At 37.2% G+C, this 18301-nt stretch carries 18 protein-coding genes; 12 read left to right on the plus strand and 6 right to left on the minus strand.

All coding sequences use genetic code 11. The annotated features are described in order from the left end of the window. Window positions 1-39: 39 nt before the first annotated feature. On the plus strand, window positions 40-975 hold the full coding sequence (locus VL047_RS06540; RefSeq protein WP_325359294.1) for a WD40 repeat domain-containing protein: 936 nt from the start codon (window positions 40-42) through the stop codon (window positions 973-975). Here the strand turns inward: VL047_RS06540 and VL047_RS06545 are convergent. Next, on the minus strand, window positions 956-1747 hold the full coding sequence (locus VL047_RS06545) for a C40 family peptidase (RefSeq protein ID WP_325359295.1): 792 nt from the start codon (window positions 1745-1747) through the stop codon (window positions 956-958). The two genes, VL047_RS06540 and VL047_RS06545, sit on opposite strands and share 20 nt — an antisense overlap. An 83-nt stretch (window positions 1748-1830) precedes the next feature. Between VL047_RS06545 and VL047_RS06550 the strand changes: the two genes are divergently transcribed. Continuing rightward, the gene (locus tag VL047_RS06550) at window positions 1831-2301 is read left to right on the plus strand and encodes a universal stress protein (protein WP_325359296.1); all 471 of its coding nucleotides are present in this window, start codon (window positions 1831-1833) and stop codon (window positions 2299-2301) included. Between the two features lie 40 nt (window positions 2302-2341). On the opposite strand, the gene VL047_RS06555 is transcribed toward VL047_RS06550, so the two are convergent. After that, window positions 2342-2692 carry a 4Fe-4S dicluster domain-containing protein gene (locus tag VL047_RS06555; RefSeq protein WP_325359297.1) on the minus strand — a complete coding sequence of 117 codons (351 nt, stop codon included), beginning with the start codon at window positions 2690-2692 and terminating at the stop codon, window positions 2342-2344. A 133-nt stretch (window positions 2693-2825) separates the two neighbouring features. On the opposite strand from VL047_RS06555, the gene VL047_RS06560 reads away from it, so the two are divergent. The 7 genes from VL047_RS06560 to VL047_RS06590 all read left to right on the plus strand — a co-directional run bounded on the left by VL047_RS06560 (window position 2826) and on the right by VL047_RS06590 (window position 9033). Next, window positions 2826-3890, plus strand: coding sequence for an acyl-CoA reductase (locus VL047_RS06560; protein ID WP_325359298.1), 1065 nt, complete (start codon window positions 2826-2828; stop codon window positions 3888-3890). Between the two features lie 21 nt (window positions 3891-3911). Continuing rightward, window positions 3912-4115 (plus strand): fructose-6-phosphate aldolase, encoded by a 204-nt coding sequence (locus VL047_RS06565; RefSeq protein WP_325359551.1) that lies wholly within the window; start codon window positions 3912-3914, stop codon window positions 4113-4115. A gap of 1 nt (window position 4116) precedes the next feature. Further along, complete coding sequence (locus VL047_RS06570; RefSeq protein ID WP_325359299.1) at window positions 4117-4797, plus strand: cell division ATP-binding protein FtsE; 681 nt, start codon at window positions 4117-4119, stop codon at window positions 4795-4797. A gap of 154 nt (window positions 4798-4951) precedes the next feature. Further along, complete coding sequence (locus VL047_RS06575) at window positions 4952-5557, plus strand: nucleotide exchange factor GrpE (protein ID WP_325359300.1); 606 nt, start codon at window positions 4952-4954, stop codon at window positions 5555-5557. 8 nt (window positions 5558-5565) lie between these two features. Beyond that, window positions 5566-6723, plus strand: coding sequence for a molecular chaperone DnaJ (dnaJ, locus tag VL047_RS06580; RefSeq protein WP_325359301.1), 1158 nt, complete (start codon window positions 5566-5568; stop codon window positions 6721-6723). Window positions 6724-6808: 85 nt separating this feature from the next. Next, on the plus strand, window positions 6809-7717 hold the full coding sequence (locus VL047_RS06585) for an ABC transporter ATP-binding protein (protein WP_325359302.1): 909 nt from the start codon (window positions 6809-6811) through the stop codon (window positions 7715-7717). After that, the gene (locus tag VL047_RS06590) at window positions 7717-9033 is read left to right on the plus strand and encodes an ABC transporter permease (protein WP_325359303.1); all 1317 of its coding nucleotides are present in this window, start codon (window positions 7717-7719) and stop codon (window positions 9031-9033) included. Before VL047_RS06585 ends, VL047_RS06590 begins: the two co-directional genes overlap by 1 nt. A gap of 21 nt (window positions 9034-9054) precedes the next feature. Here VL047_RS06590 and VL047_RS06595 read toward each other — a convergent pair whose 3' ends face one another. From VL047_RS06595 to VL047_RS06605, 3 genes are all read right to left on the minus strand, one after another. Continuing rightward, window positions 9055-10395 carry a dihydrolipoamide acetyltransferase family protein gene (locus VL047_RS06595; RefSeq protein ID WP_325359304.1) on the minus strand — a complete coding sequence of 447 codons (1341 nt, stop codon included), beginning with the start codon at window positions 10393-10395 and terminating at the stop codon, window positions 9055-9057. 105 nt (window positions 10396-10500) lie between these two features. Then, on the minus strand, window positions 10501-11748 hold the full coding sequence (locus VL047_RS06600) for a competence/damage-inducible protein A (RefSeq protein WP_325359305.1): 1248 nt from the start codon (window positions 11746-11748) through the stop codon (window positions 10501-10503). 27 nt (window positions 11749-11775) lie between these two features. Then, complete coding sequence (locus tag VL047_RS06605) at window positions 11776-14373, minus strand: putative LPS assembly protein LptD (protein WP_325359306.1); 2598 nt, start codon at window positions 14371-14373, stop codon at window positions 11776-11778. A 213-nt stretch (window positions 14374-14586) separates the two neighbouring features. On the opposite strand from VL047_RS06605, the gene VL047_RS06610 reads away from it, so the two are divergent. Both VL047_RS06610 and VL047_RS06615 read left to right on the plus strand, forming a co-directional pair. Beyond that, window positions 14587-15387 (plus strand): N-acetylmuramoyl-L-alanine amidase, encoded by an 801-nt coding sequence (locus VL047_RS06610; RefSeq protein ID WP_325359307.1) that lies wholly within the window; start codon window positions 14587-14589, stop codon window positions 15385-15387. A gap of 67 nt (window positions 15388-15454) precedes the next feature. Next, window positions 15455-16399 carry an MlaD family protein gene (locus VL047_RS06615; protein WP_325359308.1) on the plus strand — a complete coding sequence of 315 codons (945 nt, stop codon included), beginning with the start codon at window positions 15455-15457 and terminating at the stop codon, window positions 16397-16399. Here the strand turns inward: VL047_RS06615 and VL047_RS06620 are convergent. Further along, window positions 16373-17389, minus strand: coding sequence for a D-alanine--D-alanine ligase (locus VL047_RS06620; protein ID WP_325359309.1), 1017 nt, complete (start codon window positions 17387-17389; stop codon window positions 16373-16375). The genes VL047_RS06615 and VL047_RS06620 overlap by 27 nt on opposite strands. A gap of 142 nt (window positions 17390-17531) precedes the next feature. Here VL047_RS06620 and VL047_RS06625 point away from each other — a divergent pair, with 142 nt between their 5' ends. Then, window positions 17532-18296 carry a PASTA domain-containing protein gene (locus VL047_RS06625; RefSeq protein WP_325359310.1) on the plus strand — a complete coding sequence of 255 codons (765 nt, stop codon included), beginning with the start codon at window positions 17532-17534 and terminating at the stop codon, window positions 18294-18296. Window positions 18297-18301: the final 5 nt, after the last annotated feature.

The raw sequence follows: 18301 nt of genomic DNA on the forward strand, positions 1-18301 counted from the left end.
TCTTCGTGAACGATATTGATTCACGAAAACGATTAAATTATGTTGGAGCTTTCCGTGCAGTTGGATGCTATTTTAAGTGGTCATCAGAACCCGATATATACTGTTGAAAATGGATCTAAATCCAATCAGCTTTTAACAGCTGGAAATGATAAGGGTATTGTCCTTTGGGATTTAAATAAAATGACCTTCGATAAGGTGCTATTACCCGTTGATTCCTCCGTTTATGCTCTACATTATATTCCTTCGCTAAATTATCTTGCTATTGGAGAACGGAGTGGTAAAATAAGCATTTTTAGCTTTGATTCTCAGAAAGTAATTGAAACACTGGCCTTTCATAATAAACCAGTCTTTGATCTTAAATACTTATCAAGAAAAAATGAGTTAATTGCCTCTTCTGAAGATGGTACTGTTAGTGTATGGAGCCTGAAAACCTTTAAGAAGATCCACCACCTTGATATATCGAATCAAACTGTTCGTGTAATTGCGATTGATCCGTTGGAAGCAAACATTGCTTTTGGAACAAAAGATGCAAGGATCTATATCTTCGATGCCTATGATTACAGCTTTAAATACCTGTTAAAAGATCATACGATGCCCATAACTTCTTTGTGCTTTTCACCAGATGGGCGATATTTTCTATCTGGTGGTCGAGATGCAAAGCTTAATATATACCTTACATCTGACTTCTCCCGAATAGAGCAGATAACCGCACATATGTATACTGTATATAGCATTGCCTATCATCCAACCCTACCGATCTTCGCCACCGGTAGCCGCGATAAAAGTATCAAACTATGGGACGCTGATAATTTTAAATTATTAAAAACGGTTAGTTTTGAAAAGGGATACGATGCTCATAAGCTTTCCATTAATAAGATTGTGTGGAATAGCAATTCAAACCAGTTGATCTCTGTAGGGGATGAAAAACTGGCTTTTGTCTGGAGCGTAAATCTTACTAATGAACGAGCCTCTTAATGATTCTAAGATTATGAGTATATTTTTGATCTTCTAAAGAAAATATACCGTTTTCATCTATTTTATCGACCTTTACTTTACCCGATGAGTGTATGATTTCTGAATCATTGAGCAGAATTCCTACATGGATAATTTTGCCATCTTCGCCATCAAAAAACGCCAAATCTCCTGGAAGGGATTTTTGTAAGAAGTCAATAGTTTTTCCTTCACCTGCCTGCTGATTTGCATCTCTCGGTATCTTTATACCAAAGTGTTTATAAACCATTTGTGTAAATCCGGAGCAATCAATACCAAACATGCTGCGCCCGCCCCATAAATAAGGTGCATTTATATAAAACCGAGAAACTTCTTCTATTTCTTTACTCATATTGCGTGCATCCGGATTTATGGAAAGACCCAAAAACATGTAATCAGTTTCATCAATGGTGAATAATCCATCTTCCTGTAATAAGGGAAGAGTACTTCCTGGTAGTATATGCAACATTTCATCATGTCCGAGTCTCATCAATATTCCATGAGAGGAAAGATCGGATATGGCCTGTGTATGATGTGTTATTTCCTTATATAGATCGAAATTAATGGAAGTTACTTGCTTCGTATCTATCCAACCTTCATAATTATCATGAGCCAATCTGATTAACGACCATGATTTCTGCTCATCTAAGATCTCGAAACAGTCGCCAAACAAAATCTGAGAAGTCATTTCGCTTCTGTGCGAAGGCTCAGCACGCAGAGGTATAAGTGATAAATTACAAATTCCGTATTGTGTCATAAACTTATTTTGTGTCAAATATAAAACTACTATTTAAAACCTGATTAATCATTATTTGTTATCTTTAAATAAAATCAAAGCTTATGGATGCTATTAATAATTTTCAGAGAATCTTGATTGCCATCGACGATTCTCCTTATTCTGAAAAAGCCGCTCAGTATGGTTTTCATTTGGCACGTCTTATGGGAGCACATGTTGCTTTGTTAAACGTAATGGACCCACCCTCTTCTACTTATTCCGGGGATCCTCTTTTAGGACAGCAACCTTTGGTCATGCCTGAGATAATAGATATGCAAGAGGAAGCTTCTAAATCAGTGCTTGAACGTTATGGATCTATTTGGAATAGTGATAATGAACTTATAACCTTTAGCAAAGTAGGGAATCCAAGAGTTGAGATTTTAGCTACGGCAGATGAATGGAGAGCCGATCTAATTATATTAGGAACACATGGAAGAACGGGATTTGACCATTTTATTTCAGGAAGCGTAGCGGAAGGGGTGGCAAGACGTTCTGCATGCCCGGTTCTTATTGTGCCTAACAAAACAGACCAATAATCTTTGCTATTAGTCTATCTTGTTAGGTCGTTTTTATTATTTACTCGTTGTGTAAAAAGGCTTTCTTTGCAAGAAGCTCTTCTTCTGTTTCACGTCTATCTTCATCGTCTACGCAACAGTCAACAGGACAAACCGCTGCACATTGAGGTTCATCATGAAACCCAACGCATTCCGTACATTTGTCAGGAACTATAAAATATACTTCATCTGAGATGGCTGCATGAAGTTCGTCTGCATCTGCTGTTTTTCCATCACCAAAATCTATCATTCCCGTTAATGACGTACCATCAGAGTAGCGCCATGATTCACCAGCATCGTAAATTGCATTATTTGGACATTCCGGTTCACAAGCCCCACAGTTAATACATTCGTCTGTAATTATAATTGCCATTATTGTTCTGAGATATTGTTTAATTACTTTATTCTATCCTAAATAGAAAACCTTCTAATGCATACAATAAGTTTCCTACTTTTGTAAACAAATATAGAGTATTCTTAAGACATTCAAGTAAAAAACACATATTTTGACAAGCAATCAACGCATTGAAGCATTTGTAAATCTAGGATTTCAATTATCTAATCAAGTTCAAAATTCATCCTTAGAAAATCAAACGCTAACTGAGATCGTTCAAACATCTCAGTTTCAGAACCCTTGGTTTACACCAAAAAATGTTGAACAGGCATTACAAGCCAATCTTGCACTTTTAAATGCCGATGATCTAAGAAAATGGATTGAACCCTATTCTGCTTATTTTGAAAAGGATACTGATAAAACGGTTGGTTTAATCCTAGCAGGAAATATTCCTATGGTAGGTTTCCACGATGTATTATCGTGTTTAATAGCGGGTTTTAATGTCAAGATCAAGCCTTCTTCAGATGATAAGGTCTTGATTCCATATTTATTAAGAAAATTAATTGAAATAGAACCTGCCTTTGCATCTAAAATTGATTTGGTAGATCGATTATCCAACTTTGATTTAGTAATTGCCACCGGCAGTAATAATAGTTCACGCTACTTTGAATATTATTTTAAGAAAACACCTCATATAATCAGAAAGAACCGAAATTCAGTAGCACTTATCACCGGTCAAGAAAGTAAATCAGATCTTGAGAAACTAGGAAATGACCTGTTTGATTATTTCGGACTAGGATGTCGGAATGTTTCTAAAATATTCTTTCCCAAAGGATATGATTATTCGGTATTTTTTGAAGCAATTGAATCCTTCTCACCCATTACTAATCATTATAAATACAACAATAATTACGAATATAACAAAGCCATCTATTTGGTAAACGGAGATAAACACCTTGATAATGGTTTTTTGCTCTTAAAAGAAGATGCAAGCTTTGCCTCCCCTCTTGGTGTTGTGTTCTTTGAAGAGTACGATCAAATCGATGTTATCGAATCTTACCTAAAAGAAAATAAAGAGAGTATTCAATGCCTTGTATGCGAAGAAACCATGCAAAATTCTGCTTCAATGAAAGACCTGGATATTCCATTGATAGGCTTTGGAAAAAGTCAGTTACCGGGACTAACCGACTATGCGGATGGTGTAAATATTTTAGATTTTTTAAAGACCAATAGCTAGTTTATGGTTAACTTTGAAGATATGTACATCATTAAAGTAAAAGGCGTTGCGAAAATCCCGGATTATGTTCAATTACGTGATGATGAATTTACTTTATTAGCCTATTTTCGGGTAGACAGACCTGATAAATCATTAGATAAAATTGGGTTAGGAGACAAAAAGGATGCTATCATGCAACTCGTCAACGACATTCCTTTTGGTAAATTAACAAAATTAGAACTTTAAAATGGATCAAAACATAGTAATAACATTAAAGAATGTTGATATATATCAGCCAAAGCATTTAGTACTATCCAATGTAAACCTTCAGGTTCAATCTGGTGAATTTGTTTATCTAATAGGCCAGACAGGCTCTGGAAAAAGTAGTTTATTAAAAGTAATTTATGGCGAACTACCTATTGGAGCTGGAGAGGGAATGATAGCTGGCTTTGATCTGAAAAAGCTAAGTGAACGAGATATTCCTTTTTTACGTAGAAAATTAGGGATTGTTTTTCAAGATTTCCATCTTTTAACAGATCGTACTATTGAGAAAAACTTAGAGTTTGTTATGCGCGCTACTGGTTGGGAAGACAAGAAACTAATGAACGATCGCATGTTAGATGTGCTCGAAAAAGTTGGATTGCGCTCTAAGCTTAAAAAGATGACACATGAACTATCGGGTGGAGAACAGCAGCGGGTTGTAATTGCCAGAGCACTTCTTAACAATCCGGAAGTAATTTTAGCCGATGAGCCTACCGGAAATCTTGATCCTGATACATCGGAAGAAATTGTTCTACTTTTACGTGAAATCAGTCGCTCTGGAACTGCCATCTTGATGGCCACACATGATTATCAGATTATCAAAAATCTCCCATCTCGGATAATCAAGACACAAACTGGATCATTATTGGATAATATCACTATTTAATTATTCTGATATAAGTCATTTAGTTAGAAAATTACCTTTTTAACTGACATGTTGACGCAGAAACACAATTGGCAAAACAATTGTTGAGAATAAGTTTATGCTACATCAGATAGTATAATTGGTAATTATTAAATAAAGTAAATTAATTATTCAAATGAAAAACAAGAATCCCGAGGAACATTTGGAGAATACTAACCCTGAAGAACATTTGGAAAATAAGAAGATTATTGACGAATTAGAATCAGTAAATGAAGCTCGTTTACATAGCAAAGATGATTCAAATCCTGACAATACAGATCAATCTGATGATTTGTCGCCAGAAATATTAAAAGCAGAGCTGGAAGAAGCAAATAACAAATATTTGCGTTTGTATGCAGAGTTTGACAACTATAAGAGACGTACTTCAAAGGAGCGTATCGAACTTTTACAGACTGCTGGAAAAGAAGTTATTGGTGATCTCCTATCAACCTTAGATGATTTTGATCGTGCATTAAAGGCGATGGATTTAAGTGATAGTGTTGATTCTATAAAAGAAGGTGTAGTATTAGTATCTAAAAAACTAAAAACGACTCTTCAACAAAAAGGCCTTAAAGAAATGGAATCTATTAATCAACCATTTGATGCTGAAATCCATGAGGCGATAACTAAGATTCCTGCTCCTACTGATGATTTAAAAGGCAAAGTAGTAGACGAAATTGAAAAGGGGTACTACTTAAACGATAAGGTACTTCGTTATGCAAAAGTGGTTGTAGGTAGTTAGTATAAAAGATGTCAAAGAGAGATTATTACGATATATTGGGGGTTGCTCGTGCAGCTGATCAAGCAGAAATTAAATCAGCTTACAGAAAACTAGCAATCAAGTTTCATCCGGATAAAAATCCGGACAATCCAGAAGCTGAAGATAAGTTTAAAGAGGCAGCAGAAGCCTACGAAATATTAAGCAATCCGGAAAAGCGGAAACGTTACGATCAATTTGGCCACGCGGGTACAGGAGCTGGAAGCAGAGGTGGTTATGGTGGAGGAATGAATATGGAAGATATCTTTAGTCAGTTTGGAGATATCTTTGGTGGCGATGGTGGTAGCCCTTTCGAAAGTTTCTTTGGTGGTTCTCGTGGTGGTGGTGGACGTCGTGTTATTCGAGGAAGCAATTTGCGTATTAAAGTTAAGCTCACTCTTGAGGAGATAGCTAAAGGCGTTGAGAAGAAAATTAAGGTAAATAAAAACGTTGTTTGTAAAACTTGTGATGGCTCTGGTGCGAAAGATAAATCTTCCTTTCACACCTGTGCAACTTGTTCAGGTACAGGCTCTGTCAGACGTGTTACAAATACCATTTTAGGTCAAATGCAAACTACCAGCACCTGTCCTACCTGTAATGGAGAAGGTGTTGAAATTACTGCTAAATGTAAGGAATGTCATGGTGAAGGCTTAACTAAAGGTGAAGAAACAATTACCATCAATATTCCAGCTGGTGTAAGTGAAGGTATTCAACTTTCCATGAGTGGCAAAGGAAATGCTGCGCCTCGTGGAGGAATACCTGGAGATTTAATCATTCTTATTGAAGAAATTCCACATGAAGTTTTAAAGCGTGATGGAATTAACATCATTTATGATTTATATGTCAACTTCGTAGATGCTGCGTTAGGCACAAGTTCTGAGATACCTACAATTGATGGAAAAGCAAAAATAAAAATTGAACCGGGAACTCAAGGAGGTAAGATTCTTCGACTGAAAGGAAAGGGAATCCCAGAGGTAAATTCTTACATTAAGGGTGATCAATTAGTCTATATCAATATTTGGACGCCAAAGGCATTATCTAAAGAAGAGAAAGCTCAATTGGAAGCTCTGCGTGAATCTTCAAATTTTAAACCTCAACCGGGCAAAAATGAGAAAAGCTTTTTTGAGCGGATGAAAGAGTATTTCGAATAAATAACAAAAAAAACTTAACTCAACGTTAGGTTTTTTTTTGTAACAAATCTTTATTTAATGAATCTTACCAATAAACCTTATCCGGATGCTAGAAGTACAAGACATCGTTAAACAATATGCAAAACATCTCGCATTAGATCATGTATCATTCTCTATAAAGAAGGGAAGTATATTTGGTCTGCTAGGACCCAATGGAGCTGGAAAAACATCGTTAATTCGTATTATCAACCAAATTACCGCTCCCGATAATGGAGAAATCTTATTTAATGGTGAACCCTTAAGCGAAAAGCATATCTCTCAGATTGGCTACTTGCCAGAAGAACGTGGTCTTTATAAAAAGATGTTAATTGGAGAACAGATGCTCTATCTAGCCCAGTTAAAAGGCTTGAGCAGAGCAGACGCTGTTGAACGTATAAAACACTGGTTTGAAAAGATGGATATGGAAACCTGGTGGAATAAACGGGTGGAAGATTTAAGTAAGGGTATGCAACAAAAAGTACAATTCGTTGCCACAGTTATCCACCAGCCAGAATTAATCATCCTGGATGAGCCTTTTACCGGTTTCGATCCGGTAAATGTAGATGTGATAAAGAATGAAATCATCGACCTGAATAAAAAAGGTGCAACCATCATTTTCTCAACGCACCGTATGGAATCTGTTGAGGAATTATGCGACTCAATTGTACTTATCAATAAGTCGAAAAAAGTACTTGATGGCAAGGTTTCAGAAATTAAGAACACCTATAGGAAGCATCAGTATCTTATAAAATACAGCGATCGATTACCTTTGCTTAATCCTGAAGAGAATGAATTATTCAAGGTTTTGAATATTCAGGAACTTGAAGATGGAAATAAAGCAACCATCGAATTAGTAAATAATTATAATATCAATGATGTTTTGGGACATCTGATAAACCAGGTCCAGCTACAAGAATTTACGGAGATTATTCCTAGTATTCATGATATATTTGTAAAACAGGTTAAAGAAAACTAATGAAAAAGATATTTCTTATCATCAAGCGTGAATACCTAAGTCGTGTTAAAAAGAAATCATTTTTAATTGTCACTTTTCTTGTTCCCCTCCTGTTTCTTGGAATGTGGGGTGGTGTAATCGCTCTTTCAATACAAGATTCCGCATCTTTATCAACCATTTACGTAATTGATGATAGTGGACTTATTATTAACGATTTAAATAATACAGAAAGTCTGTCATTCGAAAAGGCAACCGGCTCTCCTACGGAAGAGAAAAGCCAATTAGGTGAAAACCAGTTTCTATTAATAATACCAGAGGATGTTTTAGAATCTCAGAAGCTGGCTCTCCTCTCCTCCCAAAAACCAAGTATATTTGTTCAAAGCGAAATAAGCAATCAGGTCAATAATATTTTACGCAAAACTTTATTGAGTAATGCAGGAATTGACTTAAAAACACTGGATAGCATCCAACCGAATGTAAAAGTAACATCCCTTGAAATTACCGAAGAAGGTGAACAGGAATCTAATGCAGGTGTCGCTATGGGAATTGGGATGTTTGCATCCATCATGATCTATCTAACTCTTTTTATCTACGGCTCACAGGTTATGCGCGGTGTTATTGAGGAAAAGAATAACCGTGTTGTAGAAATAATTATATCCTCAGTCAAACCCTTTCAATTAATGCTGGGTAAAATAGTGGGTATTGGTTTAGTTGGTTTAACACAGTTTCTTTTATGGATCGCTTTATCGGGCAGCCTTCTTACTATTGGCGGACTGATTATATCAAGTCAAATGCCTGATGCTTTCTCTGCAGAAGAGATGAGCACAATTTCCTCTTCCGTTCCTAATTCAGCAGCATTTGCACAACAAAATACACTGTTGGACGATGTGCAAGGAACGCTGGCTGGAATCGACTTTCCTTATCTGATTACCTGTTTCCTAATCTTTTTTATTGGAGGCTACTTACTCTATAGTGCTTTGTTTGCCGCCGTAGGCTCGGCTGTCGATAGCGAAACCGAGACTCAACAATTCATGCTCCCAATAACAATGCCTTTGCTTTTTACCTATATTATGTCTTTTGGTGTACTTGTCAGAGACCCCCAAGGACCGCTAGCTTTTTGGTTGAGTATGATTCCTTTTACTTCCCCCATCGGAATGATGGTTAGGGTGCCATTTGGCGTTCCTTTATGGCAATTAGGCCTATCCATTGTATTATTGATAGGTGGATTCATTTTCACAACCTGGGTTGCTTCAAGAATATACCGTGTAGGAATTTTAATGTATGGTAAAAAGGCAAGTTATAAAGAACTTATTAAGTGGTTTAAATACCGGAAATAATAAATCATTAAAAGGGAAAACTTAGCTTTCCCTTTTAATATCCCAGTTTTCTAAATACTCTGCTATTCTTTTTAAGAATTTTCCGCCCAGCGCACCATCAACAACACGATGGTCGTATGAAAGAGATAAGAACATTTTCTGACGGATAGCAATCACATCCCCTTGTTCGGTTTCCAAAACTGCAGGTTTCTTCACAATAGCCCCTAGAGCCAATATCGCAACCTGTGGTTGGTTGATGATCGGTGTTCCCATAATTGTTCCAAATGAACCTACATTGGTTACTGTAAAAGTACCTCCTTGCGTTTCATCTGGTTTTAACTTATTGATACGGGCTCTTGCTGCCATATCATTTACAACCTTCGTAATACCAACCAGGTTTAATTGATCCGCATTTCTGATAACCGGAACAATTAAATTGCCTGAAGGCAAAGCAGTTGCCATTCCTATATTAATATCACGTTTCTTGATAATCTGAGAACCATTAACCGAGATATTAATCATCGGAAAATCTCTTATGGCTTTTGCAATGGCTTCTATAAAAATGGGTGTAAAGGTAATTTTAGTTCCTTCATGCTTTTCAAATGCATTTTTAACACGGTCTCTCCAATGAACAACATTGGTCACATCGGCTTCTACAAAAGAACAAACATGAGGAGAAGTCTGAACACTTGAAACCATATGCTCTGCAATTAACTTACGCATACGATCCATTTCTATAATCTCATCTCCATCAGACATAGAACCTGTCTGAACATTAGAAACTGGTTCTGCCTTGGTGGCACTAGCAGGTCCAGACTCTGAAACCTGCGGCGAAGCAGGTACATTTCCTGATTTCGAAGCTACATAATCAAGAACATCTTGTTTTGTAACGCGGCCTTCTAAACCAGACCCTTTAACCTTTTCCAACTCTTCAGGTGTAATACCTTCTTCAGCAGCTATATTTTTTACTAAAGGAGAATAAAAACGATTAGAAGATTCTATGTCCTTTGCTTTACTTTCATTGGTTAGCAGATCCATTCCCGGAATAGAAACCTCTTTGGGCACCTTCACCTCATCTTCTATTGTTTTATTAACCAAAGATTCTTTGGATGGCAGTTCAGGTTCCGGCTCTATATCTTCATCATTAACTTCTAAAATTGCAATTACATCTCCTACCTGCGCAATTTCATTTTCTTTAAAGAGTTGTTCAAGAAGCGTTCCTGCAATAGGTGAAGGTACTTCAGAATCAACCTTATCGGTTGCTATATCTAAAACTGAATCATCAATTTCAATTGAATCCCCCGGTTGTTTGAGCCATTTAACTACAGTTGCTTCAGAAACGCTCTCCCCCATACGTGGAAGAAGTAAATTGTATTTTGCCATAAACTTAAAGATCTGTATTAATGCGAAGTTAATTAAAAATTGCAGACATTTATTTTGCAGAATATCATTTGCTATAAATATCTCCCCGCATTTTTATATTTTAAATCATTTGTTTTCTTCTCTAACTAATTTAATTAGTTGATACAAAGCATTTTTAGAAGCTCTGAGGATTGTGCCACTGCGGCTATTCTGAAAAAGATATTTTAAACTATAAGTTCCCTTAATTCCGGCAATAGCAACCCAAACGGTTCCAACTGGTTTTTCGACAGTACCGCCCTCCGGCCCTGCAATTCCGGTAATAGCAATCGAATAATCACTCCCAAGGTTCTTCTTCACCCCCTCAGCCATTTCGATAGCTGTTTGTTCACTTACTGCACCAAAATCACGGATTGTTTGTTCATTTACGCCAACAGAATCGATTTTAACCGAGTTGTCATAACTTACAATACTTCCTAAGAAAACTCTGCTACTGCCTGGAATTTCAGTAAGTAAATGAGAAACATAACCTCCCGTACAGCTTTCTGCTAATGCCAAACTAAGATTTAAAGCACTCATTTCCTCTAAAATGGTCTCTTCAAGCGATTTTTGGTTATTGTTAATACAATGTTCCTTTATTTCATCTTTAATTTCTTGAGTGAAGCCATCCAGTTCTTTTTTCAATAGTTCATGATTACTTCCCTCACCGCTCAAACGTAAACGCACCTGTACAGGGGCAGGAAGATAAGCTAATTTAATATAACTCGGTAAACGATCCTCTATATGAGCAATTCTGGATGCCAGGAAAGACTCACCAATACCTACTGTCAGAATATAGCTATGTATTAACTCTTTCCTACCTGGAAGTGATTTTATTCTGGGTATCACTTCATGCTCCATGAGGTACTTCATTTCATAAGGAACTCCAGGCATAATAGCCACATGACTATTGCCTTGCTTAATCCACATGCCAGGTGCGGTTCCTACTTTGTTAAACAGAACCTCTGCAACCTTCAAAACCTCCGCCTGCTTAATATTTTCCGGTAACATCGGCCGATCATATTTTGCAAAAATACCCTTTACATGCGTCAGCACTTCCTCATCAAAAACCAGTTCAGAGTCAAAATATTCTGATAGCGCCTGTTTCGTCAGGTCATCTTTCGTCGGGCCCAGGCCTCCTGTCATTAAAACAACTTCTGCCCTGGAGGTAGCTAAGTTCAGTGCATGGATGATTTCCATTTTATCATCCGATATTGTGCTTATATGCTTAACCTGAACACCAATTTCATTGAGCTGAGAACAGATCCAGTTAGAATTTGTATCCACTACCTGACCTATTAAAAGTTCATCACCAATAACTATGATTTCTGCACGCATAAGATTTAATTAAGAAACGAATATCTTTTAGAAGCTATTGTAATAATCATTACGTTTATTAAGCTTAAGATCTTGAAGAATAGATGCTTTCACACGTAATGTAAAGGTATAACTTCGATAAGTACCAAAGGGAATCCACCCAAAAGACATATCCCAACAATGCAAATCGCGGTAGATATTAAACTGTGTCAGGATAATTTTCTGAGCTTTAAAGTCATAACCCGTATTGTATTGTACCTTCCATTTAGGGGTTAAATTCACATCACCATACAGGTTTAATGTACTGGTAATGGAAGACACGTTCCCCGGTTTTGAATAATAGAAACTAAAGGAGGCGGCAATATTCCATGGGATCTTAAAGTCTACAAAAGCATTGGGGTCTGATGTAATACGCGCTAATTGCTGGCTTTGCTCAGGCGTCATCGTCTCCGTAGAGTTGTTCAACTCTTCAATATTCTTATTCCTGTTTTTATTTGCTTCTGAATTCAAACTGTAATCCATGGATAAACCAACATTCACCAAACGAGCTAAAACTCCATCTTTAATCGCATACTGATTAACCCGGCGCCTGCTTACTGGATCATATTGATAAGGATCAAAACTTCCGCTAAAACTCACCCCCAACTTCTGCTCAAATAAAGAGGTCCTTCCGGAGAAATTTATATTGGATAATTTAAATGAATCAGCAACAAAATTATAATTACCATTAAAAGACAAACCCTGTAATATCGGAATCTTCTTAAAACCCGTACTATCGTCGGGTGTCCGTACTTTTGCCTCAATATTATTGTCGATTGAAAACCCAATACCCATTGATTCGCCCGATCCGGGACCACCAAACACAGAGTTTTCAAAAATAGAGTACATTGCTTGGTTTCCATTAACATCTTGATATCTGCGATAGAAACCATAGCGTGCATCAGAAAAATCCGGACGGTAGTTAAAGCTCACCGATGGAGTTACAACGTGGCGTATAGCAGCTAATTTGCCTTTAAACTCCTTCATCCCATAGAATTTGGTGGAGAAACCACTTGAAAGAGAATAGTCATATGCGCGGCTAAAACCGGGTACAGTATCTATTTTCTGAACAAAACCTCCAGCCGTATTATCCAATCTCTTTCGTATTGTTTGAAGATACCAGCTCTCGGTGTAATTAACACTCGTATTAAACTGAAGGAATTTCAACGCATTTAAAGAAAGGCTTATCGGGATGTTGTGTTGAAGCCCATTTCTAAACTTCTTTAAGGTCTCACTTTTAAACAATTCCGATTCTGTAGAACTAATTGAGTTTCTTCCCTGCAAACTATAACCTACATTAATTCGCTGATACCATTTTTGTTCCCCAATCCTATCTTTCGAGTCAAAAGGATTAAAAGAAGTCATATTCAAGTTAAAGGAAGGCAGCTCCAGGAAAACTGTTCCTGCCGAAATATCTTGTCTGTGAGATAAAGACGATGTAAAGTTAAAACGTCCATCGCCAAAGATTTTACCAAAACTAATACTGGAAGACATGCTGTTACGCGTAATCTGGTCATAATCATAACTTCCACCGGCAGCAGTTTTTGAAAAGTACGAGCCTGTACCCACATTCACAGATGCACTGAAAGTTGTTCCCGGATTTGATTCCGGCCGTTTACTGTGGTTCCAGGTAATATTAAAATCCTTACTTGGCGTATTTCCCGGCGTACCTTCTACTCCGTTTCTAGTACTTGCGAAACGCAAGCTAAATCCACCGTCATATTTGTAGTTCTTTCTGTAACGGGTTCTCAGTGAGGTTTCATACGATCCTTTAGAATATAATGATCCTCTGATTTCCGCATCCCAATAATCGTTAAGACCAATGTACCAACCAATATCACGCATAAAGAACCCACGCGAATAATCCTCCCCGAAAGATGGAAACAAGAAACCCGAAGTCCGCTTATTCATTTTTGGAAAAAAGGCAAACGGAACCGTAATAAACGGCAGCGGCACATCTTCAATTACTAGATAAGCCGGCCCGGTAATTACATTCTTTTCTGTAACCAGTCCCCTGCTAATAAAAATACCAAAATGAGTATGAGGCTCAGGCAAATTACAGGTACTATAAATGGCATTTTTTATAGAAGCTTCATTAAACTCGTTCTTCTTTAATTGCTGTGCTTGTATAAATCCACCCTCTACTTCCGAAAAAGTACCGAATACTTTCCCTCGTTTACTGTCAAAATTATAGTAAAGTGAATCAGTTGTTGCTGGCGGCTCGGTTGAGGTTTTAAAAATCGGCCTGCCACGGTATTTATGATTATGATCATAAGATCCACTTGCAAAAAGCAGATGAGAGTTATTATCAATTCGAATATAGTCTGCTGTTAATTCAAAATCTTCGTATTTTATCTTCGCATTTCCGAAAAAGTGAATGACATTGTTACGATAGTCCATCCATGAAGAATCACTTGCAGCACTATTAATAGCAGAATTTAAAGCATTTGCTCTCTCCACCGGACTCCTATTTTGTGCAATAGTATCCTGTAAACCATTCGCTAATACTGTATCTTTAGCAACTAATGAGTCGGCACTGTTCGTTATTGTATCTTGTATTACAGCATTATTCGTGTCCGGTATAGCTTGTCCATATACGGTAAACACCGAAAAAAACGTTATAATGAAAATTATTTGTTGAAAAATGCTGATAATCAATTTCAAAATATGACTTTGAATAGTACTTTTGTAAAACAAACTGAAACGCCAAAATTAATGAAAATTAAGCTAGCTATTTCTTAAATCTCGATTTGCGAAAATACGATAATGCTTAACTCTATTTATTAAAATATAATAATAATACAAAATTGTTATTCCGCTATGAAAATCAAAAATACGCAACAAAAAATATTAACCATTATCTTTTTCTGTTTTCTTCTACCCTTTTTTAGTTTTAGTACCAAACAAGATATACCTGATTTTCGAATAAAAACAATCGTTATTGATGCTGGCCACGGTGGAGAAGACGGCGCAACGCGAGGAGCATTAGCACGCGAGAAAGATGTAGCCCTGCAGGTTGCCTTAAAGCTTGGAAAAAAGATTGAAAGCGAGATGAAAGATGTCAAGGTAATCTACACCCGTAAAACAGATGTTTTTGTAAAGCTGTATGAAAGAATAGCCATAGCCAATGAGAACAATGCCGATTTATTTATCTCAATTCACTGTAACTCTATGCCAAGAAGGGCTGGTAACGAACGAGTTAGTGGCACAGAGACCTTTGTTTCAGGTTTCCACAGACTAGGCGAGCAAGATGTTGCCATGCGTGAAAATGCTTCCATGCTATTAGAAGAGAATTATGAAGAGAACTACGATTTTGATCCCAGCGATCCGGAAAGCTATATTATTTTCTCTTTAATGAAAAACCAATACCGCGATCAAAGTATCAGGCTGGCAACGCTGGTTCAAGAGCAATTTGCCACTTCGGGCAGAAACAATCGTGGTGTTAAAGAGCAGGGGCTTGCCGTATTAGCGAGAGCAGGTATGCCTGCTATCCTTACAGAAATTGGCTTTATAAGTAATCCCGCTGAAGAAAGATACATGACTTCAGCTGCTGGCCAGGCAGAAATTGTAGAAAATTTAACCAATGCAATCAAAGCATATAAAAATCAGATTGAACGATAATGTAAAACATTCGGTTAAAAAGAATGTTATGACTTATGAAATATAAAACCTTTGAACAGAAACTATTTTGAAAATTAAAAACGAAACTAAAGTTGGAATCTTGGCAACTGTTGCCATTGCAATACTTGTATTAGGCTATAGTTTCTTAAAAGGAAACGATGTCTTTACTTCAGAAAATACTTTTTTTGCAGTTTATGATAGAGTCGACGGTCTAACAGTATCTAAACCCGTTTATGTAAATGGTTATCAAATAGGGCGGGTTTCCGGCCTCACATTACAACCCGATGGAACCATACTTACGGAATTTAAAATCGATAAGAAATACGAACTTCCTGAAAATACCATTGCGCGGATTGCCAGTACTGATTTATTGGGTGGCAAAGCCATTGTTTTTGATCTTGGCGACAGCAAAGCGTATGCAATAAGCGGTGCCACTCTTCAGTCTGATGTACAGAAGAATATCATGGAGCAGGTTGAACCAATTCAAAAGAAAGCAGAAGCTTTATTTGCTGTATTAGACTCTGTACTAACTTCTGTTAATAATACCATCAGTCCCGATTTTCAAAAGAATATCAACCGAAGCCTACAAAGTATCGCCAATACGTTAAACACCTTAGAAAATACCGCAATTCAGGTAGATGGAATGGTTGGAACTCAAAAATCTAAAATCTCAGGTATCCTAACAAATATGGAATCGATATCTGCTAATTTTAGTAACAATAACGAGAAGCTTACACAGATATTTACCAATCTTGAAACTGTAAGTGATAAAGCTGCCCGCTTAAACTTTGAAGAAACGATGAATAAAGCCAATCTGGCTGTTTCCGACCTTCAGTTAGCAGTGGATAATATCAATAACGGAAAAGGATCATTAGGAAAACTATTGAACGACGATGAGCTGTATCACAACCTGGAAGATGCTTCAAAAAGCCTTGATAATCTAATTATCGATGTTAAAGAAAATCCTAAAAGATACGTTCACTTCTCAATCTTTGGACGGAAGGCTAACTAAAGAGCTTTCAATCCATTCCGTGTAAAAAGCACGCTCCGTTTTCCCCGTTGCACGAATCTGCTGTGGAATAAAGCTTGTTTTTGTTTGTCCCGGTATGGTATTAATCTCTATAAAGTAGAAGTTGCCGGTTTCGTGTTCAAAAAAGAAATCGATACGAACCAAACCCTTGCAATTTAGTTTCAGGTAAATCTCCTTCACAATCCTCTCCATTCTTTCCACCTGTTCTTCATTAATTTCTGCCGGCGTAATTTCCTCAGTTAAGCCTGCTATGTATTTTGCTTTATAATCAAAGAAATCACGACTGGTAATCACTTCCGTGGCAGGAAGAACTTTCACACCGTCTTTAAAACGATAAACTCCTACGGAAAACTCCCTTCCAGAAACAAACTCCTCTACCAAAACCTGCTTTCCGGTATTTTCAGTACTGAAAGCTAAATCAACCGCCGCTTTAATATCCTGGGGTTTCTCTACTTTAGACATCCCAATACTGCTTCCTCCCCCATTTGGTTTTACAAAAATGGGCAGCTTTAGTTTATTTTCAATAATCTCTACCGCTTCCTTTTGATCCTGCTCAAACAGTTGAACAGAATTAGCCAGATACATATCTGATATACCTCTAAGAACCGCTTTCGTATAAGCCTTATTCATGGTCAGGCTTGATGTTAACGAATCGCAGCACGTATAAGGCAAGCCCAGCATTTCAAAATAACCCTGTAGCAATCCATTTTCTCCGGGCGAGCCATGAATCATCATAAATATTAAATCAAAGTGAATCTTATTCTCCTTATAATTTAAGCTAAAATCACCTTTATCAATGGGGTAAACATTGCCATCTTTGCTCTCATAAAACCAGTCACGAGGCAATATCTTTATTTTATAAACATCATAAAGTTCAGCATTCAGGCTCTCCTCAACAAAGGCTGCACTGTTGTAAGATACTTCATCTTCACCCGAATAGCCCCCACAAAGCAAGGCAATCTTTAATTTCATATATGGCAATTTTAAAAGCAAATATAGATTTATTTTACGTTCATCTTTAATATTTTGAGTAAGTTTGGAGGTGAAAAAGCCGTATTTAATCTATTGGATTAATATTTGCTAACAAAGAAGAAGATTTGTTTAAATTATCAATATGAGTAAATTTTTCCAGTACCTTGGTACTAAAACATTTAGAAGGCACCTAATTATAGCAATCGTATCGATTATTATATTTGTGACCCTAATATTCTTTGTTTTACGCAATTATACACACCATGGCGAAAAGATTATGGTTCCGGATTTAAAAAATAAATCCATTACTGAAGCCATTGGTCTTTTAGAGCAGCAAGGATTCAGATACGAGGTAGATTCTGTATACCAATCAGATGCCAGACCAGGAATTATTCTTGATCAGGATCCCATTGCAGGTTCTTTCGTAAAAGATAACCGCACCATCTATCTCACCATGATTACCTTAACCCCACCAGTAGTTGACTTCCCTGAAATACGTGAAATGACCTTCCTGGAAGCGCGTGCTTTGCTTGGTAACCTTGAACTTCGAATAGGCGATACCACCTATGTGCCAGATATTGCCCGAGATGTTGTACTGGATGTTCGCTATGGCGGTGAGGAATTAAAAGCCGGACAAGAAATTCCCAAAGGCTCCCGAATCAACTTGATTCTAGGTAACGGAATGGGCGCTTCAGAAGTACTTGTACCCAATGTTATAGGCTTAACTCTTAGCGAGGCACGCTTTGCCATTCTAGGATCTTCCTTAACCCTTGGTACAGTCAATTATATGGGTTATGTTACCGACAGCTTATCAGCACGTGTAGTAAGTCAAACACCACCGGCAGATTCTTTGCAAACCGAGATGGTGAGTGTTGGCACTGCTGTTAATCTTGCTTTAAGCAACTAGAAAGA

Source organism: Albibacterium sp. (assembly GCF_035514885.1).
Classification (GTDB): domain Bacteria; phylum Bacteroidota; class Bacteroidia; order Sphingobacteriales; family Sphingobacteriaceae; genus Albibacterium.